Origin of the sequence: Geomonas propionica, from assembly GCF_016458235.1 — a bacterium.
Taxonomy (GTDB): Bacteria; Desulfobacterota; Desulfuromonadia; order Geobacterales; family Geobacteraceae; genus Geomonas; species Geomonas propionica.
On record NZ_JAEMHK010000006.1, the window covers coordinates 173512 to 197583 of the forward strand.

24 protein-coding genes are annotated in these 24072 nt (G+C 61.8%); 9 read left to right on the forward strand and 15 right to left on the reverse strand.

Going from position 1 to position 24072, the window contains the following annotated elements:
• Positions 1-18 precede the first annotated feature (18 nt).
• Positions 19-891: a methylenetetrahydrofolate reductase gene (locus tag JFN90_RS09960; protein ID WP_199394967.1), complete on the reverse strand. Its 873-nt coding sequence runs from the start codon at positions 889-891 to the stop codon at positions 19-21.
• Positions 892-1161: 270 nt separating this feature from the next.
• Between JFN90_RS09960 and JFN90_RS09965 the strand changes: the two genes are divergently transcribed.
• Positions 1162-2796, forward strand: coding sequence for an ABC-F family ATP-binding cassette domain-containing protein (locus JFN90_RS09965; RefSeq protein WP_199394968.1), 1635 nt, complete (start codon positions 1162-1164; stop codon positions 2794-2796).
• 90 nt (positions 2797-2886) lie between these two features.
• Here JFN90_RS09965 and JFN90_RS09970 read toward each other — a convergent pair whose 3' ends face one another.
• From JFN90_RS09970 to JFN90_RS10005, 8 genes are all read right to left on the reverse strand, one after another.
• Positions 2887-4854 carry a tetratricopeptide repeat protein gene (locus tag JFN90_RS09970; RefSeq protein WP_199394969.1) on the reverse strand — a complete coding sequence of 656 codons (1968 nt, stop codon included), beginning with the start codon at positions 4852-4854 and terminating at the stop codon, positions 2887-2889.
• Between the two features lie 139 nt (positions 4855-4993).
• Entirely contained in the window at positions 4994-6121 is a 1128-nt protein-coding gene (locus tag JFN90_RS09975) for a DegT/DnrJ/EryC1/StrS family aminotransferase (protein ID WP_199394970.1), read from the reverse strand.
• 49 nt (positions 6122-6170) lie between these two features.
• Positions 6171-7571 (reverse strand): NDP-hexose 2,3-dehydratase family protein, encoded by a 1401-nt coding sequence (locus JFN90_RS09980; RefSeq protein ID WP_199394971.1) that lies wholly within the window; start codon positions 7569-7571, stop codon positions 6171-6173.
• Positions 7561-8508 (reverse strand): glycosyltransferase family 2 protein, encoded by a 948-nt coding sequence (locus tag JFN90_RS09985; protein ID WP_199394972.1) that lies wholly within the window; start codon positions 8506-8508, stop codon positions 7561-7563. Before JFN90_RS09985 ends, JFN90_RS09980 begins: the two co-directional genes overlap by 11 nt.
• A 194-nt stretch (positions 8509-8702) precedes the next feature.
• Complete coding sequence (locus tag JFN90_RS09990; RefSeq protein ID WP_199394973.1) at positions 8703-9029, reverse strand: hypothetical protein; 327 nt, start codon at positions 9027-9029, stop codon at positions 8703-8705.
• 250 nt (positions 9030-9279) lie between these two features.
• A complete protein-coding gene (locus JFN90_RS09995) occupies positions 9280-9891 on the reverse strand; it encodes a MarC family protein (protein WP_199394974.1) in 612 nt (203 codons plus the stop codon).
• A 170-nt stretch (positions 9892-10061) separates the two neighbouring features.
• Positions 10062-11051: an NAD(P)H-quinone oxidoreductase gene (locus JFN90_RS10000; RefSeq protein ID WP_199394975.1), complete on the reverse strand. Its 990-nt coding sequence runs from the start codon at positions 11049-11051 to the stop codon at positions 10062-10064.
• A gap of 126 nt (positions 11052-11177) precedes the next feature.
• Entirely contained in the window at positions 11178-11546 is a 369-nt protein-coding gene (locus JFN90_RS10005) for a hypothetical protein (protein WP_199394976.1), read from the reverse strand.
• 144 nt (positions 11547-11690) lie between these two features.
• Here JFN90_RS10005 and JFN90_RS10010 point away from each other — a divergent pair, with 144 nt between their 5' ends.
• The 5 genes from JFN90_RS10010 (at position 11691) to JFN90_RS10030 (ending at position 15774) form a co-directional block, all read left to right on the forward strand.
• A complete protein-coding gene (locus tag JFN90_RS10010; RefSeq protein ID WP_199394977.1) occupies positions 11691-12434 on the forward strand; it encodes a YebC/PmpR family DNA-binding transcriptional regulator in 744 nt (247 codons plus the stop codon).
• Positions 12435-12639: 205 nt separating this feature from the next.
• Positions 12640-13134, forward strand: coding sequence for a crossover junction endodeoxyribonuclease RuvC (ruvC, locus tag JFN90_RS10015; RefSeq protein WP_199394978.1), 495 nt, complete (start codon positions 12640-12642; stop codon positions 13132-13134).
• Between the two features lie 107 nt (positions 13135-13241).
• Complete coding sequence (ruvA, locus tag JFN90_RS10020; RefSeq protein WP_199394979.1) at positions 13242-13841, forward strand: Holliday junction branch migration protein RuvA; 600 nt, start codon at positions 13242-13244, stop codon at positions 13839-13841.
• Positions 13842-14050: 209 nt separating this feature from the next.
• Positions 14051-15064, forward strand: coding sequence for a Holliday junction branch migration DNA helicase RuvB (ruvB, locus tag JFN90_RS10025; protein WP_199394980.1), 1014 nt, complete (start codon positions 14051-14053; stop codon positions 15062-15064).
• A gap of 2 nt (positions 15065-15066) precedes the next feature.
• Positions 15067-15774 (forward strand): DnaA/Hda family protein, encoded by a 708-nt coding sequence (locus JFN90_RS10030; RefSeq protein WP_199394981.1) that lies wholly within the window; start codon positions 15067-15069, stop codon positions 15772-15774.
• Positions 15775-15946: 172 nt separating this feature from the next.
• Here JFN90_RS10030 and JFN90_RS10035 read toward each other — a convergent pair whose 3' ends face one another.
• From JFN90_RS10035 to trpB, 4 genes are all read right to left on the reverse strand, one after another.
• Positions 15947-17845: an ABC-F family ATP-binding cassette domain-containing protein gene (locus JFN90_RS10035; RefSeq protein WP_199394982.1), complete on the reverse strand. Its 1899-nt coding sequence runs from the start codon at positions 17843-17845 to the stop codon at positions 15947-15949.
• A gap of 179 nt (positions 17846-18024) precedes the next feature.
• Positions 18025-18519 carry an LEA type 2 family protein gene (locus tag JFN90_RS10040; RefSeq protein WP_199394983.1) on the reverse strand — a complete coding sequence of 165 codons (495 nt, stop codon included), beginning with the start codon at positions 18517-18519 and terminating at the stop codon, positions 18025-18027.
• A gap of 101 nt (positions 18520-18620) precedes the next feature.
• The gene (locus JFN90_RS10045; protein ID WP_199394984.1) at positions 18621-19313 is read right to left on the reverse strand and encodes a transglycosylase SLT domain-containing protein; all 693 of its coding nucleotides are present in this window, start codon (positions 19311-19313) and stop codon (positions 18621-18623) included.
• 239 nt (positions 19314-19552) lie between these two features.
• The gene (gene trpB, locus JFN90_RS10050) at positions 19553-20743 is read right to left on the reverse strand and encodes a tryptophan synthase subunit beta (RefSeq protein WP_199394985.1); all 1191 of its coding nucleotides are present in this window, start codon (positions 20741-20743) and stop codon (positions 19553-19555) included.
• 264 nt (positions 20744-21007) lie between these two features.
• On the opposite strand from trpB, the gene JFN90_RS10055 reads away from it, so the two are divergent.
• Together JFN90_RS10055 and JFN90_RS10060 are read left to right on the forward strand one after the other, a co-directional pair.
• Complete coding sequence (locus JFN90_RS10055) at positions 21008-21484, forward strand: tRNA (cytidine(34)-2'-O)-methyltransferase (protein WP_199394986.1); 477 nt, start codon at positions 21008-21010, stop codon at positions 21482-21484.
• A 53-nt stretch (positions 21485-21537) separates the two neighbouring features.
• Positions 21538-21861 carry a cupin domain-containing protein gene (locus JFN90_RS10060; RefSeq protein ID WP_199394987.1) on the forward strand — a complete coding sequence of 108 codons (324 nt, stop codon included), beginning with the start codon at positions 21538-21540 and terminating at the stop codon, positions 21859-21861.
• 2 nt (positions 21862-21863) lie between these two features.
• Here JFN90_RS10060 and JFN90_RS10065 read toward each other — a convergent pair whose 3' ends face one another.
• Entirely contained in the window at positions 21864-22448 is a 585-nt protein-coding gene (locus tag JFN90_RS10065; RefSeq protein WP_199394988.1) for an exopolysaccharide biosynthesis protein, read from the reverse strand.
• A 209-nt stretch (positions 22449-22657) separates the two neighbouring features.
• Here JFN90_RS10065 and JFN90_RS10070 point away from each other — a divergent pair, with 209 nt between their 5' ends.
• On the forward strand, positions 22658-23158 hold the full coding sequence (locus JFN90_RS10070; protein ID WP_199394989.1) for a rubrerythrin family protein: 501 nt from the start codon (positions 22658-22660) through the stop codon (positions 23156-23158).
• A 168-nt stretch (positions 23159-23326) separates the two neighbouring features.
• On the opposite strand, the gene JFN90_RS10075 is transcribed toward JFN90_RS10070, so the two are convergent.
• The gene (locus JFN90_RS10075) at positions 23327-24064 is read right to left on the reverse strand and encodes an alpha/beta hydrolase family protein (protein WP_199394990.1); all 738 of its coding nucleotides are present in this window, start codon (positions 24062-24064) and stop codon (positions 23327-23329) included.
• Between the last annotated feature and the right edge of the window lie 8 nt (positions 24065-24072).

Consider the following 24072-nt stretch of genomic DNA (forward strand, 5'->3'; position numbering starts at 1 on the left):
CAGATTGCATTGCAGGTCCTACGGCAGCAGTCCTTGCACCAGGTCGAGCACCACCTGGTCCCGGTTCAACGTGTAAATGTGCACCCCGGGAACGCCGGCGGCCAACAGTTCCTCGGCCTGTCTCCGCGCGTGGGCCACCCCCACCTCCTGAACGGCGGCCGCCCCCCCCGCGCGGTCGGCCGCCTCCAGCTGTGCCAGGAGGGCAGCCGGGAGCTTCGCCCCGCAAAGGGAGATGATGCGCTGTATCACCTTGAGGCTGACCACGGGGATGATACCGGGAATGATAGGCTTGTCAATGCCGATGGAACGGGCCTTGGCGACGAAATCGAAGTAGAGCGCGTTGTCGAAAAAGAGCTGGGTAATGGCGAAGTCGCCCCCCTGGTCCAGCTTCAGTTTCAGGTAGGAGAGGTCGTGTTCGGCATCTACCGCCTCCGGGTGCACCTCGGGATACCCCGCCACGCCGATCCCCATGCCCGGGTGGGACTCCTTGATGAAGGCGGCGAGGTCGGAAGCGTGCAACAGCGTGCGGCAGGCGGAGAACTCGGGGGGGGCGTCCTTGGGAAGGTCGCCCCGCAGGGCGAGGACGTCGTTCACCCCGGCCTCGGCAAGACTGTCCAGGAAGAGCTGCAGGTCGCCGCGATACGCGCCGATGCAGGTCAGGTGCGCCATGGTGTCCAGGCCGTGCTCGCTTTTCAACCGGCTCACGATCTCGAGGGTATCCCCCCTGGTGCTGCCGCCGGCACCGTAGGTGACCGAGGCGAAGAGGGGATTGAGCTGCGCCAGGCGATCGACCACCTGGAAGAAACCGGGCCACTCCTTCTTGTCTTTGGGCGGGAAAAACTCAAGAGAGATGAACTGCCGGTCGCGGTTCATCTTGTCGACAATCTTCATGTATGCTCCATAGGCTGCTCGGCGGCGGCGCTTGTGACAATGGCCGGACCGACCGAGACTGGCATCTTTGTCTCCTCGACAGCGCTGGGCGTGACTTTAGCATTTTTTTATAAGAAAAGCGACAGCGCCGTACTGGGTCACCGGTACAGTTAAAATCCTGCCACAAGAGAAAAAAGACGTTGCCCTGCCAGTTGCCGGGATGTTATAAATACGAGGTTCACGACCACAGGCTAACCTGTGGTCTTTTCATTTTTCGCAGAAGGAGCAACCATGATCAGCGCATCAAACGTCACCCTTTCCTATGGCAAGAGGGTACTGTTCAAGGACGTAAACATAAAGTTCACCCCCGGCAACTGCTACGGCCTGATCGGCGCCAACGGCGCCGGCAAGTCAACCTTCCTGAAGATCCTGGCCGGCGACATCGAGCCCGACAAGGGGGATATCTCGGTCGGCAAGGGCAGGATCGCGGTCTTAAAGCAGGACCAGTTCGCCTACGACGAGCACACCGTATTCAACACGGTGATCATGGGGCACAAGAAACTCTACGAGGTGATGGCCGAGCGGGACGCCATCTATTCCAAGCCTGAGTTCAGCGAGGAAGACGGCATCCGTTCCGCAGAACTGGAGGCGGATTTCGCCGAGATGAACGGGTACGAGGCGGAAAGCGAGGCGGCGGTGCTGCTGAACGGCCTGGGCATCCCCGAGGAGTTGCGCGGCAAACTGATGAAGGAGCTGGAAGCGGGCGACAAGGTGCGCGTGCTCCTGGCGCAGGCGCTCTTCGGCAATCCCGACGTACTCCTCCTGGACGAGCCGACCAACCACCTGGACCTGAAGTCGATCTCCTGGCTGGAAGATTTCCTGTACCGCTTCCAGAACACCGTGATCGTGGTATCCCACGACCGTCACTTCCTGAACCAGGTCTGCACTCACATAGCCGACATCGACTTTAGCCGCATCATGGTCTACGTCGGCAACTACGACTTCTGGTACCAGGCGAGCCAGTTAAACCTGAAGCAGCGCCAGGACGAGAACCGCAAGGTGCAGGACAAGGCCGCCGAACTGAAGGAGTTCATCCAGCGCTTCTCCTCCAACGCATCGAAGGCGAAGCAGGCCACCTCCAGGAAGAAGCTTCTCGAGAAGCTGACCATCGAGGATATGCCGGTCTCTTCCCGCAAGTACCCGTGGGTGGTGTTCAAACCGGAGCGCCCCTGCGGCGACATCATCCTCGAGGTGAAGGGGCTTACCAAGACCGTGGACGGCGTGCAGGTGTTCAAGGACCTGGACCTGATCGTGAGGAAGGGGGACAAGATCGCCTTCGTGGGGAGCAACTCCCTGGCGAAGACCACCCTGTTCCAGATCCTCGCCGGCGAAATGGAGCCGGACGCGGGGACCTTCCGCTGGGGCGTCACCATCACCAACGCCTACTTTCCCAAGGAGAACGGCGACTACTTCAAGAGCGACATGAACCTGATCGAGTGGCTGGGGCAGTATTCACCTCCCACCGAGGGTGAGAGCTTCGCGCGCGGCTTTTTGGGCAGGATGCTCTTCTCCGGCGACGAGGCGACCAAGAAAACCGCCGTCCTCTCCGGCGGGGAGCGGGTGCGCTGCATGCTCTCCCGGATGATGCTCACCGGCGCCAACGCGCTGATCCTGGACGAGCCCACCAACCACCTGGACCTGGAGTCGATCACCGCCCTCAACAACGGGCTCATCTCCTACACCGAGGTGGTGCTCTTCGCCTCCCACGACCACGAGTTCGTATCCACCGTGGCCAACAGGATCATCGAGATCACCCCGGGCGGCATCATCGACCGCGACATGAACTTCGATGACTACCTCGAGGACGCCGACGTCATTGCCGAGCGCGACAGGCTGTGCAACGGGCATGGGGAGCTGAGCCTGTAAGGATGAACGAACAGGCATAAAAGATAAAAGGGATGAAGGAAAAGGGGGCTCCGGTAAACGGAGCCCCCTTTTTTTGTTGTCCAGCCCGGGTCACCGCACGCCCACCACTTGCCGCAGCCGGGCTATCTCCGGTTCCAGGTCGGGCCGGGGAGAGAGGGAATAGGCCGTTTCGTATCCGGCAAGCGCCTCCGCATGCCTGCGCTCCCGGACGCAAAGCCGCGCCAGGAAAAGGTGCGCATACTGGGCGGAGGGATCGACGGCGATGGCTTCCAGGTACTTGCGGCGCGCACCCGCCAGGTCCCCCTGCGCCTCGAGGACCTGCCCCATGAACGCGGGGGGGCGGGCATCCCGCGGTTCCAGCGCGGCGGCACGGGCCAGCGCATCGGATGCCTCAGCAAACCTTTTCTGAACCAGCAGCGCTCCGCCCAGAAAGGTATATGCGGCCCCCGATTGCGGGTCAAGCCTGATGGCGGTCTTGAATTCCCGCACCAGCTCGGCAAGCACCTCGTTTTGCCTGGCGTTCATTGGCTGCAGCATGACGTTGATATCATCGGTGTGCCAGGGTGGCAGGGTGTCCGCCAGCGCCACCCCCAGCGAGAAGTGGGAGCGGGGCTTGCCCGGACTCTTGCGCACGTTGTCGCGCCAGAGGGAAACAGGCGTCTCCCAGACACTGTTTCTCGCATATGCAGCCGCCGCGCTTACCGTGACCAACAGGGCGAAGGCCGCAATCGCCAAGCGCGACGTCCCCAGCGGTTCCCCCTCCCGCAGCGGCAGCAAGGAAAAGGCGCCGGTGACCACTGCGATGAAGAACCCAACCGAGGGGAGGTACGCCCGGTGCTCGAAGATCAGATCATCGATGGGCACCACGCTCGACTCCACGCTCAGGGTGATGAAGAACCACCAGATGCCGAAGCCGGCAAGGGCGAGCGGCGCGCACGCCATCCCGCGACGCCCCCGCGTCCGGAACAACAGCCAGGCGCCTCCCCCTGCAAGCCCCACGAGAAGGGCCAGCGGAAGCAGGACGGCCGGGGCCAGCAGCGTCTGTTGCAGCGGGTAGTCGTAATCGAAATTCTGGCCAACCGGGATGAACAGCAGCCTGAGATAGGTGGCGATGACGCCGAACTGGGTCATCAGGTATTCCCAGGAAGAGATCTGCTTGAAGTTGATCAGGTTCACCGCGCCCGCGACCTTCGCCCCCGCGGTCGTCGCCGACATCGCCGATAGCTGCATCAGCTTGACCGGGATTATTGCCATGGTCAGCACGAAGGGGGCCAGACTGAGTACACGGCGGGCGGTGACCGCGCCCCGGAAGAAGACCACTTCGTAGAGCAGGATCACGACCGGCAGGGTGAAGGCGTTCTCCTTGGTCTTCATGGCCAGGACGCAGGCGAAAAACGCCCCCAGGTAGCATGCCGTCCGGGCCCCTTTGCCCGCGGCCAGTCGGCCGGCCGCATAAAGGACCAGCGCGCCGATGTAAAACAAGGCTACCAGCGGCACGAAGCGCTGGATGACGTAGGTCACCGCCTGGGTCTGCAGCGGGTGACAAACGAACAAGAGGCTGGATACGAAGGGGAGGTAGTAGTAGCGCTGCGCGGGCTGGTCCCCATCCCCATCGCTCCGGAGCACCGGCGTCCTCAAGGTGAGCCACAGCAGCAGGTACACGAGCAGGGCGTCCGCCAGGTGCAGCAGGAGATTGACCACGTGATAGCCCCCGACATCAAGTCCATGCAGAGCGTGGTTGAGCGCAAAGGTGAAGTAGGCGACCGGGCGCAGCACGAAGTTGTGCTTGAGGTCGGGATTAATGGGTAGTTCGAATACGCGTTGCGGGTCCGCGAAGAACCCGAAGTCCTTGATCAGCGGGTTCCCGGCCAGAAACGGCACGTCGTCGAAGACGAAAGGGGCCCAGATGATGTTGGAGTAGGCTGCCAGTCCCACCACCAGGACCAGCAGGACATGGACCAGGGGGTCGCGCCACAGGCTGAGTTCCTCGTCACCATCCGGCGCTGCCTGTGCGAGCGTCCCCTGTTCTTCTCTTGCCGCCTTGCGTCGCTTCTTCATGTCCTCTCCTGTCCAGCCGTACCCCTTCCGCGGGACGGCAGATAACTTGGCCCGACTGGCAGCCGGAGCGCCCTCCCCTCCAACGAGGCGAGCGGTGCGTTTTTTCGGCTATACAGCATCCTGACCGGGCGCTGCTGGTTCATCGCCCCTCGCGGAAAAAGCGGCGCACCGCCTCCACCACCCTTTCTGCATGACTTTGCGGCAGTTCCGGGTAGATGGGAAGCGAGAGGATGGTGCGGGCGAGACGCTCTGTGACCGGCAGGTCCCCCGCCCGGTATCCGAGCGTGGAGTAGCCCCGCATCAGGTGCACCGGGTGCGGGTAGTTGATCTTGGTCTGGATCCCCTCCCCGGTCAGGAACTCCATTAGCCGGTCGCGGCGCCGCGTGCGCACCGTGTACAGGTAGTACTGGTGCCGACGTTCTCCGCCAACGAAGGGAAGGCCCAGGTCCCCCACCCCGGCTAGCCCCTCATCGTATATGCGGGCAATGTCGCGCCGGGCTGACGCCGCCGCCTCGATCCGGGGAAGCTTCAGGTTCAGGATCGCCGCCTGCACCTCGTCCAGCCGGGAATTGAATCCCTCCTCCTCGGCGTGGTACCCCTGCTCGATGCCGTAAAAGCGCAGCCGCCTGATCCGCGCGGCAAGTTCCGGATCGGAGGTGGTCATTGCGCCGGCGTCGCCGTACGCCCCGAGCACCTTGGTCGGGTAGAAGGAGAAGGCTCCCGCGTCACCGAAGCTGCCGGCCCGCTGTCCCCGGTAGGTGGCGCCACAGGCCTGGGCGCAGTCCTCGACCACCCGCAGCCCCCGCCGGCCGGCGATCTCCCGCAACGGCACCATGTCCGCCATCTGCCCGCACAGGTGCACCGGCAGCAGGCAACGGGTACGCGGGGTGACCGCGGCCTCGACGAGGGAGGCATCCATGAGGTACGTGTCCTCCTCGACGTCGACGAAGACCGGCGTCGCCCCACTGGCACGGATCGCGGCCACGGTAGGGACGGCGGTATTGGAGACGGTGATTACCTCGTCACCGCCCCCTATCCCCAAAGCCTTCAATGCCAGGAGGATGGCGTCCGTTCCGGAGTTGACGCCGACGGCGAACGCGGCCCCGCAATACCCCGCCAGCCCCTGTTCGAATTCCGCCACCTCCCGCCCCAGTACCAGCCGCCCCGAGGAAAAAACGCGGTCCACCGCGTCCAGGTACTCCTCGCGGCGCGGCGCGTACTCTCCGAGATACTCCCAGTAGCTGACGGTGTGATTCACACCATGCATAGTGTCCCCCTTTCCCCACCACCCTCCTGTTCCTGCACCCGCAGAGTCATCACAGCAGGCACGACATGATGCTCCGCGCGCACGAGTTGACCTGCTCACCCAGGTGCACCAGCACGAGTGCCTGCCGCAGCGTAAGCCAGCGATAGTCGGCGGGCAGCGCCAGCTCGGCTCCCTCGGGAAGCATCAGGATGCGGTGCAGGTTGTATTCGCGGTAAAACCGCGCCCCTTCTTCGGCCTGGCGGCTCTCGTGAACCAGCGGGAAGCGGCCGGGCGCGGCGAACTCCTCAAACAGGAACGGCTTTTCCAGCTTCCCGTTTCCTTCGTAGTTTCCCTGGGTGAACTGGGCCGTGGGACCGAGTTGGACCGTGGTGCGATTGCCGGTCTCCGCTTTGGCCTGCATCAGCAGTTCCGTTCCTTCGGGCCCTTCGCGAAGCAGCAGCCCGATGATCCCGGAGGCGGGATTCTCGATGATCGGCTGCCCCCAAGAGCCCACCTCCCGGGTTTGCGAGGAGACCTTCAGCCCCACGATGCGGAAAAACGCGCTGGACACATGGGAGAAGTACCCCTTCTCGTCCAGACGCCATTCCCGGAGATCGTTCAGCCCGATGCGTCTGGTCAGCATGTGTGTCGCCGCCCTGCGGTCGTCCAGCCACTGCAGCGTGTCGCACAGCCCGTCCCGCCCCGCTGCGGTGACCGGCCGCCCCGCGCTTCCGGCGCCGGCGAGAGAGGCCAGGATGCTGCGCGTGCAGGCGTTCACCAGGTTGTCGCGGCGGATAAGGGAGGCGATCTGGCGCAGAGTCAGCCAGATGAATCCCTCCGGAAGTTCCACCGGCAGCTCATCACCCGCGAGCATGATCATGTTGCGATTCGACTTGTACAGAAACCTGCCGCCATCTTCGGTCTGCAGTCGGGCGAACAGCCTCCGGGCGGGGTCCGGCTCGATGAACGGTTCGATGAAGAGCGGCCTCGCCCCCCCGTGGGCCCTGGTGTAGTTGCTGTAGGTAGCCTGGACCGTCGGGGAGAGCTGGACACCTCCCACGTTGCCCGGTTCCTCCTTGGCCTGGAGGCAGAAGTGGAGCGTGCCGTGGATGTACTTTGCCACGATCCCGAGAATCCCCACCTCCGGCTGCTCGATGATCGGCTGATCCCATTCCAGGTGGTGGTGCCCCACCCGGTGCCGGACGTGCACCCCCATCACGCTGAAGAACCGGCCGCTATCGTGGCGGATGTTGCCGGTGGCCGGTTCCCTGTGCCACCCCTGCACCGCATCCAGCGGCACCAGCATGTTGTTGAGCGAGCATCCCCGCCGGGACGCGGCGATCCAATGGTCAACGAAGGTGTCGTCGTGCAGGGCGAAGCCACCGCTGCGCGAAGCCACCACTCCTGCGGCGTGATCGGGGGGGATGGTGTCCCCTGCCGCGAGCATCGCGGCGCTCATGTTAGCTGCCATTGCGCTCCCTCCCCGCGGCCCAGCTTTCCCTGACGATGAATTGCGGCTCCTGGTTCAATTTGAGATAGATGCGCCCCACGTACTCGCCGACCACCCCTGTGGCCAGCAACTGGACCCCGCGGAAGAACATGGTGATGGAATTCAACGATTCGAGGTCACTTGGGTCGTTCAACATGGGAAGCCATCCGCGGATCAGCATGGCGGAGACGGAATAGACTCCAGCGAGGGTCAGGACCGCTCCCGCGACCGCAAGCAGGCGCAGCGGGATCAGCGAATAGCTCACGAAGACGTTGCCCCAGAGATCGATGAGTTTCTTGAGCGTGTAACCGGATCTTCCTTCGCGGCGCGGATCATGGCGCACCTCCACGGTGCCGATGTTGCGGGTGCTGCGCAGGATGAGCGCGTCGAGGTAGACGTTCGGGCTTTTGTGCGCGATGAGTTGGTCCACCAGGAAGCGGTTCATCACCTTGAAGCTCGAGAGGTAGAGGCTCGCCGGCTTGTCCAGGGTGACGCGGGCGAGAGTCCCGTTCAAGTAGCTCCCGAGGTTGCGGAACCAGCTGTCGCTCTTTCTCGGGTATTGACAGTAGACGACATCGTACCCGTTGGCGATCTCGGCCAGCAGCTTGGGCACCTCCGAGGGCGGGTTCTGGAAGTCGTCGTCCATGACGACCACGTAGTCGCCTCGCGCCTGGTTCAGCCCGGCCATCACAGCGTTGTGTTCGCCGAAGTTGCGGGACAGGGAGAGGTAGGTGACCGTCTCCGGGGAAGCAAGGTGGAGCTGGCGACAGACGGCATCGGAACCGTCGCGGCTGTAATCGTTCACCAGCACGATCTCGATGCGGTATTGATCATTCAGTTGAGAGACCAGGGCCTGGCACAGGGGGGCTATGGTCGTCTCGGCATTGAATACGGGTATGACGATGGATATAAGGGACATGGCATTTCCGACGCTGGTGTCCCCGAAGGGACGTGGCAAGGCTCCCGCACGCGACAAGAGACGACAGCGCGCCCGCAGGTTGGACCAGGCGGGGCAAGACGCTGCTTGGGCGCCGGGCATGAAGCGACCGGCCTTGTCGCGGATACGACAGGCAAGGTACAGCACACCGGCCAGTTTCAAGACAAATTAGGGAATCAGCAGGAGGGTGGGGAACGACCGTGCAGGGTCTTCGTGCAGGGGCTTTCGGTATGGGCGGCCACCAGCCGGGTCAAGGCGTAGAAGCGCCCGGCAGGCGCGTTGAGGTTATGGCGGTGGAATTCACCATCGACCGCATGGAGGGGGAAAGCGTCACTGCAATTGGAGGCGGATTGCGCCTTCTGGACAGACAGGTTGAGGACGGCGCGCGGCTTGGGCTTGGGTCTGGGGGAACGGTCGAGGAGCGCGATCCTCATACCTGCGAAGACCAGGAAGAAGATCACAGCGAACGCGGCTGCAACGTGTAGTTTTCTGCTGTTCACCATCGGTTCCAGCCGGCTCCCATCGAGGTTGTCCTGACAGTTGGAACTGTCAAACAGGTAAAGACCACGCGGAACATAACGTGAAACGGGGCAGGAAGTCAATCAGGAATTAACTGTTGCACATAAATCAAAGCCAAAGACAGACAACACGGAAGCGCACAGAGGACACGGAGGAAAGCTGAAGGTTTAAACCTTCAAGCACTTCTCTGTGTCCTCTGAGATCCTCGGTGTCCTCTGTGTTGAGGCTTTTGACTTACGCGCCGATCTTCAGGAAGTTCCTGACGCCGGTGAAGACGATCTGGGCGGCGAGCGCGGCGACGAAGAGACCGGTCAGCTTGCTCAAGATGGTGATCCCCTTCTTGCCGACGATATGCTCGATGAAGGAGGCGCAGACCAAGAGGATCCCCACGCAGAGAACCGCCATGGCCAGGGCGGCCAGGCCAACGAACACCTGCCAGTTGTGCTGCACCTCGGCGCCCATGACCAGGAGCGCGCCGGTGGTCCCGGGGCCGACGGTAACTGGAATCGCCAGCGGTACCACGGAGATGGCGCCGCGCTTCTCGCTGGGAGGCGCACTGTCGTCGCCGTGCACCATGTGCACCGCCGAGAGGAAGAGGAGGCTCCCCGCCCCGATCCTGAACGAGTCGAGCGTGATCCCGAACAGCGAGAAGAGGGTGTTGCCGAAGGAGTACAGGACGAAGCAGGCGACCAGGACCGCGAGGGTGACCCGCAGTGCCGTGGAGCGCCGCTCGCTCGCCGTCAACTCCGGGGTCATGGCCAGGAAGGTGGAGAGTACGAAGAAGGGGGTGAGCAGGAAGAAGAACCTGATCCACACCGTGAAGAAAAAATCCGAATAAGCTTCCATCCTGTAGCTGTACTCTCCTTTGTTGAAACCCCAAAAGCGTTACCACAGAGGACACCGAGGTCCACAGAGGGCACAGGGGAAAAACTTGAAGCGGGTTTAAAACCTTCAAGCCTTTCTCTCTGTGTCCTCCGTGCTCCCCTGTGTACTCTGTGTTCCGCTTTTGGGTTTTGTTATTGCGCTATCTTCAGCACGATCTTGCCGAAGTGCTTGTCTTCTTCCATCATCCGGTGCGCCTCGACCACCTGGTCGATGGGGAACACCTTCTCGATGATCGGGACGATGGTGCGGTCGGCGAACTTGGGCATGGCGCGACGCACGAACTCGGCCGCGATCTCACCCTTCTCGGACACCGGACGGGAGCGGAGCACGCTGCCGATGATCTGCTGGCGCTTCACCATCATGAGCGCCAGGTTGAGCTCCGCCTTGATGCCGGAGATGACGCCGATGACGACCAGCCGCCCCTTGTAGCCCAGGGAGTTCATGTTGGGGGCCAAGTACTTGGCGCCGACGTGGTCGAGGATGACGTCAACACCCTTCTTGTTGGTGAACTCCTTGACCGCCTCGCTGAAGTCCGGGGTCTCGCGGAAGTTAATCACCAAGTCGGCACCGAGCCCCTTGACCCGCTCGATCTTCTCCGGCGAGGCGGTGACGATCAGCTTCGCGTTGGGCACGAGGGCCTTGCAGAGCTGGATAGCGGCCGTGTTGACGCCACCGCCGCCGCCATGCAGGATCGCGGTCTGGCCATCTTCCAGCCCGCCGATCATGAACACGTTCAAGAACGCGGTGATGTAGGATTCGCAGATGCAGGCGGCTTCCTCGAAGCTCACGCTGTCCGGGATCGGCATCAGGTGGTTGGCGTAGGCCACGGCATACTCGGCGTAACCGCCGCCACCGACCAGCGACACCACGCGGTCACCCACCTTCCAACCGGTCGCGCCCGCTCCGAGCGCCTCGACGACGCCGGCCACTTCGAGTCCCAGGATGTCGGAGTCACCGGGCGGGGGGGGATATTTCCCCTCGCGCTGCACCAGGTCGGGGCGGTTGATCGAGGTGGCGTGAACCTTGATCAGCACCTCGTTTTCCTTGGGGACAGGTTTGTCCACCTCGCCCACCTTGAGCACCTCGACGCCGCCGAAACCTTCCATCAGTACCGCTTTCATGGCTTCCCTCCGTATCAATTGAATTCATGGCGGCCGAGTCACTCGGCCACGATAGTGTATACGGGCGACACTATCTCAAAAATGTGAGTCCTTTATCAACGGAATTCTCTCAGTGGGAGGAAAAAGTCAGCGGAATTTTATGGCTGTCCCGCGCGCGGTGATCTCGCTCTTGGGGAAGAAGATGTAGGTGTCCATCTCGATTTTTACTTCGGGCAAAATCACGGCGTCGGCGCCGATCTTCGCGGCCTCCGCGCGCAGGGCATCGTTGGCCCAGCTGTAATCTGCAGGGGTGAGGTCGGCCTTGTCGCCGTAGCGCACACGGTGCACCTCGATGGTTCCAACCTTCTTGAAGGGACGCAGCAGTTCGTCCTGGGCCAGTATGGGGGGGGCATCGCCTCTGAAGACCACCTTGGTGCAACCGATGGGGGACAGCATGAGACAGAGCAGCACAAACAAAGGCGAGCAGGCTTTCAGTATCCGGCGAATCATGTCCATGATCTCTCCCCTATGGAGTCGAATCCCCGCTCGGGCGGGTCCAGCGCACACAGTTTAACTGCCATTTTCTCACTTTACAACACACTTTTGGGCATGTTAGTATTTCGCGTTTTCATCCACAAACTGATCGGAAAGGAAGCAGTCATGTCAGGACATAATAAATGGAGTACCATCAAGCACAAGAAGGGCGCCGCCGATGCCAAGCGCGGCAAGGTATTCACCAAGCTGATCAAGGAAATTACCGTTGCCGCGAAACTCGGCGGTGGCGATCCCGATGGGAACCCGCGCCTGAGGACTGCTATCGATAAGGCCAAAGGCGAGAACATGCCCAAAGACAACGTCGAGCGCGCCATCAAGAAGGGCGTCGGCGGGATGGAAGGCGTGAACTACGAGGAGACCACCTACGAAGGGTACGGTCCGGGCGGCACCGCGGTGCTGGTGGAGGTCATGACCGACAACCGCAACCGCACCGTTTCCGACGTGAGGAGCACCTTCTCCAAGTGCAACGGCAACATGGGCGAGACCGGCTGCGTCTCCTGGCTCTTCGACAAGAAAGGGCTCCTGGTGTACCCGAAGAGCACCGACTTCGACAAGTTGTTCGAGGCCGCCATCGAGGCCGGCGCCGACGACGTGGTCGACGAAGACGAGCAGTACGAGGTACTGACCGACCCGACCGCGTTCCACCAGGTGAAGAGCGCGCTCGAGGCGGCAGGGTTCAAGCCGGAGGCCGCGGAGATCACCATGATCCCGCAGACCATGGTGAAGCTGGAAGGAAAGAACGCCGAGAACATGCTGAAGCTTATGGACCGTCTTGAGGACAACGACGACGTTCAGAACGTCTATGCCAACTTCGACATCTCCGCCGAGGACATGGAAAAGATGATGTAGCATAAGCATGTCGTTTTGTGGTACTAAGAGCGCGGGCATCCCCCGCGCTTTTTTATTTGGAAGCAAAGGCAAAACCATTAGCCACGGAGAAAATCTGAGGAAATCTGAGAAAGGCAAAAGCTTGTGAGTTAAACCAATTCCTTTTGTTTGGTTCTCTCCGAAGTTCTCAGATTTTCTCCGTGGCTAACGGTCTTAAGGTTTTGACATGATCATTCTCGGCATAGACCCCGGCTCGCGCAAGACCGGTTACGGACTCATCTCCAAGCAGGGCAACCGCCTGGTCCACATCGACAACGGCGCCATCTTCACCCAGAGCGCCAAGGACTTCCCGCAACGCCTGGAGAAGATCTTCACCGGCCTTTCCGCGATCATCGCCGAGTACCAGCCGGAAGTGGTTGCGATCGAGGACGTCTTTCTCGCCAAGAACGCGATGAGCGCACTGAAGCTCGGCCAGGCACGCGGGGCCGCCATCGTCGCGGCGGTCAACGTGGGGCTTCCGGTCCACGAGTACACCGCGATGCAGGTGAAGCAGGCGGTGGTCGGCACCGGCCGCGCCGAGAAGACGCAGGTGCAGCAGATGATCAAGGCGCTGCTGAACCTCCCCGAAATCGCCCAGGAGGACGCCTCCGACGCCCTCGCCGTAGCCGTCTGCCACGCCCACTCCGCCGGCATCCGCACCCTCCTGAAGAGCATCAGGTAGAGCCCTTATCAGGGGGCGCATCGGCTTCCGCTACCTGCCGTTCCCCCCTTTGCCAAAGGGGGACTTTTACAGCGCAGGATAGTACTAATCCGCTTTCGAGGTTTTAAATGATCGCCCTTCTCACCGGCAAGATCGCGCACAAGGCCCCCGACTACGTCATCCTCGACGTGAACGGCGTGGGCTACCAGGTCTTCATCCCCTTCTCCACCTACTACGCCCTCCCCGCCGAAGGGAGCACCACGACCCTGCAGGTGCATACCTCCGTCAAGGAGGACGCCATCAACCTGTACGGCTTCCGCACCCAGCAGGAGAAGGAGCTGTTCCAGTTGCTGATCGGCGTCTCCGGGGTGGGCCCCAAGCTCGCCAACAGCATCCTCTCCAACAGTGAGCCGGCGGAACTCTCCGACTCGCTGGTAAGGGGGGACATCGCGAGGCTTTCCGCCATTCCCGGCATAGGCAAGAAGACCGCCGAGCGCCTGGTGTTGGAACTCAAGGAAAAGATGAAGAAGCTGGGGATTACGGCCGCCGCACCTGGGACTGCCGCCGCCCCTCCCAAGCCGGAGATCCGCGAGGACATTCTTTCCGCGTTGATCAACCTGGGCTACAAGGAGGCCGTAGTGCAAAAGGCACTGGCCGAGCTGAAATTTCCGGAAGACGCCACCGTGGAGTCGCTTCTCAAGCAGGCGCTGAAGAAACTGATGAAATAGCTGACGAGCCGGAGCAGCAAGAACGGTTTGGGACGCTACTAGAGGATGCGGCCCCTCACGGCCCCCCTTCCCCGCGACAACTCTTCTTACCATGCCCGCGATCCATCGCGGTCCCCCGACGGGCCGGGCATGCCCCTTGACCTTTACCCTCAACTGTTATAATTTGGCTCCCTGCATTCGGGCGGCACCAGCCGCCGGCAAGGAGAGGTATGACCCGCTTTATCAGCGCCGAAAGATCCGAAGACGACCTCCTTGAAGCATCGCTGCGCCCCCGGGCGCTGGCGGACTACGTGGGACAGGAAAAGGCCAAGGGGAACCTCGGGCTCTTCATCGACGCCGCGCGCGGCAGGGGCGAGGCGCTGGACCACGTGCTGCTGTACGGCCCGCCGGGCCTCGGCAAGACCACCCTGGCCAACATCATCGCCTGCGAGATGGGCGTCAACATCAAGTCCACCTCGGGGCCGGTGATCGAGCGCCCGGGCGACCTCGCCGCCATCCTGACCAACCTGGAACCGCACGACGTCCTCTTCATCGACGAGATACACCGCCTCTCCCACGTGGTGGAGGAGATCCTCTACCCCGCCATGGAGGACTTCCAGCTCGACATCATCATCGGCCAGGGACCGAGCGCGCGCACCATCAAGCTCGACCTCCCCAAGTTCACCCTGGTCGGCGCCACCACCCGCGCCGGTCTGCTCTCCTCGCCGCTTCGGGACCGCTTCGGCGTGATCTCCCGGCTCGAATTCTACACCCACGAGGAACTCGCCTTCATCATCACTCGCTCCGCGCGCATCTTCGGCATGGAGATCGCCGCCGACGGCGCCCTGGAGCTCGCGCGCAGAAGCCGCGGCACACCGAGGATCGCCAACCGCCTGCTGCGCCGCGTGCGCGACTTTGCACAGGTGCGCGCCGATGGCGTGATCACCCGCGAGGTGGCGGACCAGGCGCTGGCGCTTTTGGAGATCGACGACATGGGTTTCGACACCATGGACCGCGCCATCCTGCTGACCATCATCGATAAGTTCGGCGGGGGACCGGTGGGGCTCGACACCATCGCGGCCGCCATCAGCGAGGAGAGCGACACCATCGAGGATGTCTACGAGCCCTTCCTGATCCAAAACGGCTTCCTGAACCGCACCCCCAGGGGGCGCGTGGCAACCGCCGCGGCCTACAGCCATTTCGGCAGGATCGCCCCCGAGCCGCCGCAGGGAAGGTTGTTCTAGAGATGCAGCTTATCTTTGACTTTCCGGTCGTGCCGCGCTTTTGCTTCGAGAACTTCGTGGTGTGCGGCGGCAACAAGACCGCCTACCAGTTCGCGCAGAGGCTTGCCAGCGGCAGCGACGCCGAGAATCTCCTCTATGTCTACGGCCCGGAAGGGTCCGGCAAAACCCACCTGCTGACCGCCCTCTGCACCGAAGTCGATGGCAGGTACTTCTCATTCCGCGACGCCGGCGCCCTCTACGGCAGCAGCTACGGCAGCGAAGGGCCATCCCGGCTTGCCGAACACTTCGCTGGCGCCAAGGCCCTCATCCTCGACGACCTGAACCTGCTGCCGGACCGCCAGGAGTTGCGGGTCGAGCTTTGGGAGCTGTTCAACGCCTTCTACAGTTCGGGCAGAAAGATCGCCATAGCCGGCCTGACGCCGCCCAAGGAACTGCCGCACCTGGACGGGCACCTGACCAGCCGGCTGTTGTGGGGATTGGTGGCGCGCATGGATGTCTCCGACGACGAATCCCGGCGCATGATCCTGAAGAAGCTCGCCGAAGACCGGCAGATGACCCTGCCCGACGACGTGATCGACGAGATGCTCCTGAAGGTGCGTCGCGACATCCCGTCCCTGGTCTACGCGCTGGAGACCATCAACCGCACCGCGATAGCAACCAAGAGGAAGGTAAGCTTGAGGCTGGCAAAAGAGATTTTCAAAAGTAATTGACGAGGGGACTGGCTCCGCCAGGTGCCTGTCCCCTTAACGCCCCCACCACATTCCCCTCTCCCTGTGGGAGAGGGCCAGGGTGAGGGAGTTGCCCATGAAAAAAGGCTTCTGCAGGGACACCCCGCAGAAGCCTTTTTATATGCAAAACATGGAACGACTCCGGCATCCACCGTCACCCGCCCTTCTTCGTCTCCAACTCCTCCCACCTTCCGTATGCCGCGGCGAGTTCGCCCTCGAGCCTGCCGTAATCGGCGGTGATGGCGGTGATGCCGCCCGCGACGGTGTCGTAGCGCGAAGGATCACCCAAAAGTTCCTGCACCTGGGCAAACTCCTGCTCCAGCACCTCGATGCTCCCCTCCAGCTTTTCCAACTCGATCCGCTCGGCGTAGGTGAGCCCCTTCTTGGGCTTCTCCACCTTGGCCGCCTGGGCCTCCTTCTTTTCGACCCGCTGTACGGCAGCGGCCACGCGGGCCGCCTCCTTGCGCTCGCGGTAGTTACTGTAGTTCCCCTCGTAGAAGACTGTCTTGCCGTCACCTTCAAAGGCCAGTACGCCGGTAGCGACCTTGTCCAGGAAGAAGCGGTCGTGGGTCACCATGAGCACGCAACCGGGAAAGGCGGCGATGGAGGCATCCAGAAGCTGCAGGGTCGGGATGTCGAGATCGTTGGTGGGCTCGTCCAGCACCAGCAGGTTCGAGTCCTGCAGCATGAGTCTCGCCAGGATAAGCCGGCTCTTCTCGCCGCCGGAGAGGCTCCCCACCGGACGCCTGCGGTCCTCCCCGGAGAACAGGAAGTCCTCCAGGTAGCCGATCTTGTGGCGCTTCTCCCCGTTGGCGGTGGTCACGTAGTCCCCCTCGCCGAAGAAGTCGTAGATGGTCTGGTTGGGATCGAGCACCTCGCGCAGCTGGTCGAAGTAGGAGATCTTGGTCTTCTTGCCGACAACAACCTTCCCCTGGTCGGGTTCCTCCTCCCCCATGATCATCCGGATCAGGGTGGTCTTGCCGCAGCCGTTGGGGCCGATCACGCCGATCCGGTCGCCGCGCTTCATGCCGAAGCTGAGGCTGTTCACCAGCGTCCTGTCGCCATACCCTTTGGCCACTCCGTCCAGCTCCAGGATAGTCCCGCCCAGACCTTCCTCCGTGTTGAAGCCGATCTTGAGGTCGCGGCGCCCTGGGCCGGAGAGACTCTCTTCCAGCGCGTTGTAGCGATCGATCCTCGCCTTTTGCTTGGTGGAGCGCGCCGGGGGTCCGCGCCGGATCCAGTCGGTCTCGATGCGCAGCAGGTTCAAAAGGCGCGAGCGACGGTTTGCCTCGTTCATGAGCCGCTCTTCCCTGAGGGTGAGGTAGGTCGAGTATCCCCCCTGGTAGGAGACGAGGGCACCGCGCTCGAGCTCGAGCATCCGGGTCACCACCTGGTCCAGGAAATAGCGGTCGTGGGTTATCAGCATGACGGCGCCCGGATACGCCTTCAGATGGTCCTGAAGCCACTGGGTGGTGTCGGCGTCCAGGTGGTTGGTCGGCTCGTCCAGAAGCAGCAGCTCCGGCGCCTGCAACAACAGCTTCGCCAGGGCGACGCGGCGCTTGGTGCCGCCGGAAAGGGTGCCGATAATCTGGTTCGGATCGGGGAGCTGCAGGTGGGTCATCATCTCCGACACGCGATGGTCGGTGTTCCAGCCGCCGTGGTGCTCGATCCAGACGGTAAGTTCCCCCTGGCGGGCGAGCAGCCGGTCCATGTCGGGAGGGTTGGCCGCCATCTTTTCGGAAAGCTCGTTGAAGCTCGCCATGGCGGCGCGAATGGCGGTGAGGCCGCTCTCGATCTCGGCGGCGACGGTGGCGCTGTCATCGAGCACCGGCTCCTGGCTCAGGTAGCCGACCGAGGCCCCACGTTTCATGGCGATGGAGCCGCCGTCGCGGTCCTCGGCCCCGGCGAGGATGGTGAGGAGCGTCGACTTCCCGGCGCCGTTGGCACCGATCACCCCCACCCGCTCGTCCTCGCCCACGGCGAAGGTGACACCGTCCATCAGGACACGGGAGCCAAAGCTCTTGGAAAGCCCCGTGATATCTACAACGTTCATGACATCTCCAACAAAATTTTAGAAGGCGGTGATCTTATGCCACAGGCGTCCACAATCCCCTCTCCCTTCGGGAGAGGGTCAGGGTGAGGGGATTGGCGCGAGCACCCTCCCTCACCCGCCCTTCGGGCACCCTCTCCCACAGGGAGAGGTGACCAGCGGAAGATTCGTCCGTAACGTGACTAGAACTTGAAGAGGTCGGCGACCTTGCCGAAGAGGGCTGCCGGACGGTACTTCTTGGGGATGGCATAGGTGCCGTTCTTTTTGACCGGAACGGTCATCTGCCCCACCGGGGTCTCCAGGTCCAGCCCCGCTGCCACCTGGTAAGGGATCTTGTCCGGGTCCGGCTTGCGTTTGAAGATTTCCAGCAGATCGGCAAAAGTGATGCGGATCGGAATGCGGACGTCGATCTCCTCGTGGGCGGGGAAGTTGATCTCTTCCCGCGCGCCCCCCTTGGCCAGCGGCAGCGCCATGATCTTGATGTCGTAGCTGTAACCCTGCAGCTTCACGTCAAAGCTGTTGGTGTTCTGCACCCGCAGGTAGAGTTCCATGCCGGCGCCGCTCGGATCAACCGAAACCACGTTCAGGTCCTGCACGGTGACCAGCGGCGCGGTCACCAGCTTGCTGCACCCGGAAAGAAGGACAATCACCAATAAAAGGCCAAACAATTTTCTCACAGCAATACTCCTGAAAAAGGCGGTAGCCCGGAAACAAAGAGGGCGGGTCCCCGAAAGAACCCGCCCACTATAGCACAACCAAACATCAAACAGCAAAAGGACTAATGGTTGACCGCGACCTGCTGCATCAGCATGCCCCTTTGCATTTCCCGCAGTATCTCCGTTCTGAAGCGCTTGCGGATCCTGTCGTAGGTTCTCGCCGCCGGCCCCGCGCCGCAGTACAGCCGCTTCGCGCGCGCCTTGTTGCCCTTGGCCATATCGAGCTTCTCGTAAAGCTCCTTCACGGCCGCTTCCGCGCACTTCTCGTCGTCCCACATGTCCTGGGTCGTGTAGCCGTGGCTTTCCGCACGCTCCGGCATCAACTGCCAGACCCCGAGGGCACCCTTGGTGGATACCGCTCTTGACGACAGTTTGTGGCCGCCTGTTTCCGCCAGGGCTATCTCAGCCAGGTCCAGCGGTGTGAATTTGGTTCCTTCCGTTTTTTCGTAGCAGATTTCCGCGAGCCACTTGGCCCGTGCAGGAGTCGTCCTGCGGGCGAACGTGGCATAGATGGCGGGAACCAGTTTCTTCCTCCCGTCGAGTTCTGCCGCCTTGGGCAGATCCATCTGCACGGCCGGGGGCGAGGCGGGAGATTTCTCACCCTGCTTCTCACTCCCCTCCGCCCAGGTCAGCAGCGCCCGGTCCGACTCCGACACCGAGGGAATCACCGGGACCTGCGCCTGCTGCAGGTGGGACTGGTCGCACGATGCCGTCATCATGAGCACCGCGACCAGCAATGCAAGTTTTCGTTTCATAAATCGCTGTTGAATGGCTTTTGCCGGCTTTAGGTAGTGATACTAAATGTCGGTAGTGAAGCCCGCGCCAATCATCTCCTTTCATTGGAATCACATTGGCTCGTCGCCAATCTGAGGTTATTAGTGTAATCAAATCCGACTAACATTGCAAGCTACACATTAAATTTATGCAACCATGCCAGATAAAAAGGGAGCCCCGCTCAGCGGACCTCCCCCACTAAAACCTCGATTTTTCTATATTAAAGCTGAACCCCCATAACATCGGCTACGGTATGGATGTCCTTGTCGCCTCTGCCCGACAGACAGACGACGATGCTCTCATTGGCGGAAAGTGTCGGAGCCAGACGCAGTGCATGGGCAACCGCGTGGGACGACTCCAGGGCCGGGATGATCCCCTCTTCGCGGGTCAGCACCTGGAACGCGTCCAGCGCCTCGTCATCGGTGACGGAGACGTAGCTGGCCCGTCCGATCTCCTTCAGGTAGGAGTGCTCCGGTCCGACGCCAGGGTAGTCCAGTCCGGCGGAAATGGAATGGGCGTGGGCTATCTGACCGTACTCGTCCTGCAGAAGGTAGGTTTTGTTGCCGTGCAGCACGCCGACGCTGCCGGCGGAAAGCGGGGCCGCGTGCTTGCCGCTGTCGATGCCGTAGCCGGCGGCTTCCACGCCGATCATCTGCACGGACTCGTCGTTGACGAAGGGGTGGAAGAGCCCGATGGCGTTGCTCCCTCCCCCTACCGCAGCGATCAGGTAATCGGGAAGCCTTCCCTCCGCTTCCAGGTGCTGCGCCCTCGCCTCCTGACCGATGATGGCCTGGAAGTCGCGCACCATGACCGGATAGGGATGGGGACCGGCGACGGTGCCGATGATATAGAAGGTATCCTCGACGTTGGTGACCCACTGGCGCATCGCCTCGTTCATGGCGTCCTTCAGGGTCGCGGTGCCGGAACTGACCGGGTTGACCTTGGCGCCCAAGAGCTTCATCCGGAACACGTTCAGGGACTGGCGGCGGATGTCCTCCTCGCCCATGAAGACCTCGCACTCCATGCCGAAGAGGGCCGCGACGGTCGCCGTCGCCACGCCGTGCTGCCCGGCGCCGGTCTCGGCGATCACCTTGTTCTTACCCATCCGCTTGGCTAAAAGTGCCTGGCCGATGGTGTTGTTCACCTTGTGCGCGCCGGTGTGGTTCAGGTCCTCGCGCTTCAGATAGATCTTGGCGCCCCCCATTTTTCGGCTCAGCTTCTCGGCGAAATAGAGCGGATTGGGACGGCCAACATACTGGCGCAGGTAGTAGGCGAACTCCTCCTGAAACCCCTTTTCGTTGCGAAAATAATTGTACGCTTGCTCGAGTTCGAGCAGCGCCGGCATGAGCGTTTCCGACACGTATCTGCCGCCGAAACGACCAAAGTGACCACTGTTGTCAGGCGTATCCAAAGCTGCCTCCGGTAGGTGTATGAAGCGAGCATTATAGACTATCTGTCGATAAATTGCAAGCTTACAGAGCTTACCCCCCAGACAACCCCCCGCCGTTACAGGCTTTTAGCCGTTTATCTTTGCCTTATTTTTTGCTTTGAGCTACAAATATCACCTACCCTGGAAGCTCATTTTCGGGCTCGAAAATCGTCTCATTCTGTCCTTTTTTTCCCTGTGACAGAGTCCGTTTTTGCTTCCAGAAAAGCATCCTTTTCGAGGTCACCGATGTCCTTACAACAACCGTTTCACATAGTGCTGGTGGAGCCCGAGATTCCACCCAACACCGGCAACATTGCCAGACTCTGCGGCGCGACCGGGACCGTCCTGCACCTGGTCGGCAAGCTCGGCTTCTCCACCGACGACCGCTACTTGAAGCGCGCCGGCCTCGATTACTGGAGCGAAGTCGATATCCGCTACTGGGATGATCTCGACGCGCTCAAGCGTGCCTTTCCGGCCGGTCGCTTCATCTACACCAGCAAGAAGGCCCCGCAGAGCTACCTGGAGTTCCACTTTCACCCCGCCGACTTCATCGTTTTCGGCAAGGAGACCAAAGGGCTCCCCGAGGAACTGATCGAGGCGAACCCGGAGACGGCGGTGCGCATCCCCATCATCGGCAAGGTGCGCAGCCTGAACCTGTCCACCTCGGCCGGCATCGTACTGTACGAGGCGCTGCGCCAGACCGGCGCGTTGGCAGGGGCGTAGGCATCCTAAAAGCGCCCCCTCCCGCAAGGGGAGGGGGAACAAAAGGAGAGGAAATGTTCGAGAAGAGCAGCGAGGAGGGGTATCAGCAGGTGCTGCCGGGAATCCGACAGAAGACACTGGTGCACGGGGAAAAGACGCTGATGGTGGAGTTCCTGCTGGAACAAGGGGCGCTGCTCCCCTTGCACAGCCACCCGCACGAACAGACCGGGTACCTGGTGAGCGGCAGGATCAGGCTCAGCATCGACGGCAAAAAGCATGAGGTGCGGCCGGGGGACAGCTGGTGCATCGCAGGCGGGGCTCAGCACAACGCCGAGATATTGGAGAATTCCGTGGCCGTCGAGGTGTTTTCACCGGTACGCGAGGAATATCTTCCGTAAAGTCAGTTGAAGTTGTAGATGACGAGACCGAAACTCACGGCGGTGACGGCGAAGGCGATCAGCGCCAGCAGGCCGTCGCGCGAGATGAGGGCAAGGCCAAAGGCCGACAGGGCCAGGCCCGCGCCATGCGCGGAAAAGGGAACCAGCTCCATCATCGGCATCACGATCGCTATGGCTGCGCAGTTGAACGATATCAGGTAGATGCTTCCGCCCTTGATCAGCGCCGGCAGGCGGGGCCGCAACCAGCGGTCGATGAAGCGCGCCACAGGGCGCAGCCACCGGATCGCCTTCTGTACATGGTCCGTGCCCAGCGAGCGCCGCAGTAGCCACTTAGGCAGCCAGAAGTGGTCCCGGCCGAAAAACAGCTGCGCCGCGATCAGCAGGATCAGGATCCCGGTCGCCGTCGGCACTCCCGGCATGCCGCTCAACGGCGAGGCTGCGATAACCCCCACCATGAGCAGCAGTGGACCGAAGGAGCGGTTGCCGACGGATTCCACGATTTCCCCCAAAGAGACACGCCCCTGGTCGTTCCCTGAATCGTTGATCCGGTCGAGCATCTCCTGAAGAGTCGTAATCTCTTGTGCCATGCAGGGCCTCACAGGTGTCGCCGTAAGGCGCACCGGCGCTCGTCAGCGACGCCAATGAAGATTACATTGGCATATGTTAATGTCAAGAATGCAAGCCTCGCCCCAAAATCCGTATACATATCAAGCAAATATAATCTATGGAGCGCCTTGACTGGAACCGATGCCTCGTTATATTCAAGCTGCACATTTTCTATAATGAGGAGGAAGAGATGTCGACTAGGGATAACCTTGCCGAGGCGTTTGCTGGAGAGAGCCAGGCCAATCGAAAGTATCTCGCTTTTGCCAAGAAGGCCGAAGCGGAGGGGCTGCCGCAGGTAGCGAAACTGTTCCGCGCTGCGGCACATGCCGAAACGGTGCACGCCCATGCCCATCTGCGCGCCATGGACGGGATCAAGAGTACCGTTGACAACCTGAAAGAGGCCATCGAGGGAGAAGGGTTCGAGTTCCAGAAGATGTACCCGCCCTTTCTCGAGCAGGCGAAGCAGGAGGGGCACCGCGCCGCGGAAACCTCCTTCAAGTTCGCGCTCGCGGTGGAAGAGGTCCATCACGACCTGTACCAGCAGGCCCTGGCGGCGGTGCAAAACGGCGTCGACCTCGCCGACCGGGCCGTCTACGTCTGCGAAGTCTGCGGCAACACTGTGTACGACGAGGCGCCCGACAAGTGCGCCGTCTGCCTGGTCCCCAAAGAGAAGTTCACCAGGATCGCCTAAAAAGGAAGGCGCCGCCGGAATCGGCGGCGCCTTTTTTTAAACGAAAAGCCCTAACGCAAAGACGCGAAGGCGCAGAGACGCAAGGAAAAGCTTTAGGGGGAAAACCTGGTCTTCAGCCTTTCTTCGCGCCTTCGCGCCTTTGCGTCTTTGCGTTGAGGCTTCTTGCTTTTAAGGGTTCCGGATCGTCACCCGTCCCGGCGTCGCCCAGTCGTTGTGCCCCCCCTCGATCTCCCGGAACACCGTCCCCAGCCGGCTCTCCGCCAGGCTTTTGGCGAACTTCTCGGGGATCACCTTGTCCTGCTTCGCGCCGAAGATCTCCACCTTGCCACGATACCCCTTGACAGCCTCGATGTTGTCCCAGTCATCGGGAAGGAGCAGCCGCACCGGTAAAAACCAGTAGTGGTGCTGCCCCACCCGATGCAGTTTGTCGAACGGCACCACCAGCACGATCTTGTCCGGGGGTGGTTGGACTCCGGCTAGAAAGCACGCGGGGCCGCTTCCGATGGATTCGCCTACCACGCAGACCGGCTTCTCCGGGTACTGCTGCCGGAGCAGAAGGTATCCCTGCTGCGCCGCCTGGTTCAGTGCCTCTTTGGAAGGGGCACCCGGGCGCAGGCCGTATCCGGGGTACTCCAGGATGTAGACGCTGTCGTCGCCGGAAAACGAAGGGAGTGCGTAGGCACGGTCGGCTGCCTGTCCCCCATTTCCGTGCAGCATGAGCCAGACATTTTTGGGACTGGGCACGATCCGCGCGAAACCAATAACCTCGCCCTGGTCGCGCCACGGCGTCAATCCGTTGCTGCGATCATGATGGGTCGGGAAATAAAGCAGCTGCCTCTGCCAAGTCGCCGCACTCAGCACGAGAGCCACCAGGCAGACCAACAGCAACCGGCAAAATCGTACCATCCCATCTC

Excerpts from the sequence above, each read along its gene's own strand:
- JFN90_RS09960 (WP_199394967.1), bottom strand. The coding sequence starts at position 891 with ATGAAGATTGTCGACAAGATGAACCGCGACCGGCAGTTCATCTCTCTT.
- JFN90_RS09965 (WP_199394968.1), top strand. The coding sequence starts at position 1,162 with ATGATCAGCGCATCAAACGTCACCCTTTCCTATGGCAAGAGGGTACTG.
- JFN90_RS09970 (WP_199394969.1), bottom strand. The coding sequence starts at position 4,854 with ATGAAGAAGCGACGCAAGGCGGCAAGAGAAGAACAGGGGACGCTCGCA.
- JFN90_RS09975 (WP_199394970.1), bottom strand. The coding sequence starts at position 6,121 with ATGCATGGTGTGAATCACACCGTCAGCTACTGGGAGTATCTCGGAGAG.
- JFN90_RS09980 (WP_199394971.1), bottom strand. The coding sequence starts at position 7,571 with ATGGCAGCTAACATGAGCGCCGCGATGCTCGCGGCAGGGGACACCATC.
- JFN90_RS09985 (WP_199394972.1), bottom strand. The coding sequence starts at position 8,508 with ATGTCCCTTATATCCATCGTCATACCCGTATTCAATGCCGAGACGACC.
- JFN90_RS09990 (WP_199394973.1), bottom strand. The coding sequence starts at position 9,029 with ATGGTGAACAGCAGAAAACTACACGTTGCAGCCGCGTTCGCTGTGATC.
- JFN90_RS09995 (WP_199394974.1), bottom strand. The coding sequence starts at position 9,891 with ATGGAAGCTTATTCGGATTTTTTCTTCACGGTGTGGATCAGGTTCTTC.
- JFN90_RS10000 (WP_199394975.1), bottom strand. The coding sequence starts at position 11,051 with ATGAAAGCGGTACTGATGGAAGGTTTCGGCGGCGTCGAGGTGCTCAAG.
- JFN90_RS10005 (WP_199394976.1), bottom strand. The coding sequence starts at position 11,546 with ATGGACATGATTCGCCGGATACTGAAAGCCTGCTCGCCTTTGTTTGTG.
- JFN90_RS10010 (WP_199394977.1), top strand. The coding sequence starts at position 11,691 with ATGTCAGGACATAATAAATGGAGTACCATCAAGCACAAGAAGGGCGCC.
- ruvC (WP_199394978.1), top strand. The coding sequence starts at position 12,640 with ATGATCATTCTCGGCATAGACCCCGGCTCGCGCAAGACCGGTTACGGA.
- ruvA (WP_199394979.1), top strand. The coding sequence starts at position 13,242 with ATGATCGCCCTTCTCACCGGCAAGATCGCGCACAAGGCCCCCGACTAC.
- ruvB (WP_199394980.1), top strand. The coding sequence starts at position 14,051 with ATGACCCGCTTTATCAGCGCCGAAAGATCCGAAGACGACCTCCTTGAA.
- JFN90_RS10030 (WP_199394981.1), top strand. The coding sequence starts at position 15,067 with ATGCAGCTTATCTTTGACTTTCCGGTCGTGCCGCGCTTTTGCTTCGAG.
- JFN90_RS10035 (WP_199394982.1), bottom strand. The coding sequence starts at position 17,845 with ATGAACGTTGTAGATATCACGGGGCTTTCCAAGAGCTTTGGCTCCCGT.
- JFN90_RS10045 (WP_199394984.1), bottom strand. The coding sequence starts at position 19,313 with ATGAAACGAAAACTTGCATTGCTGGTCGCGGTGCTCATGATGACGGCA.
- JFN90_RS10055 (WP_199394986.1), top strand. The coding sequence starts at position 21,008 with ATGTCCTTACAACAACCGTTTCACATAGTGCTGGTGGAGCCCGAGATT.
- JFN90_RS10060 (WP_199394987.1), top strand. The coding sequence starts at position 21,538 with ATGTTCGAGAAGAGCAGCGAGGAGGGGTATCAGCAGGTGCTGCCGGGA.
- JFN90_RS10065 (WP_199394988.1), bottom strand. The coding sequence starts at position 22,448 with ATGGCACAAGAGATTACGACTCTTCAGGAGATGCTCGACCGGATCAAC.
- JFN90_RS10070 (WP_199394989.1), top strand. The coding sequence starts at position 22,658 with ATGTCGACTAGGGATAACCTTGCCGAGGCGTTTGCTGGAGAGAGCCAG.
- JFN90_RS10075 (WP_199394990.1), bottom strand. The coding sequence starts at position 24,064 with ATGGTACGATTTTGCCGGTTGCTGTTGGTCTGCCTGGTGGCTCTCGTG.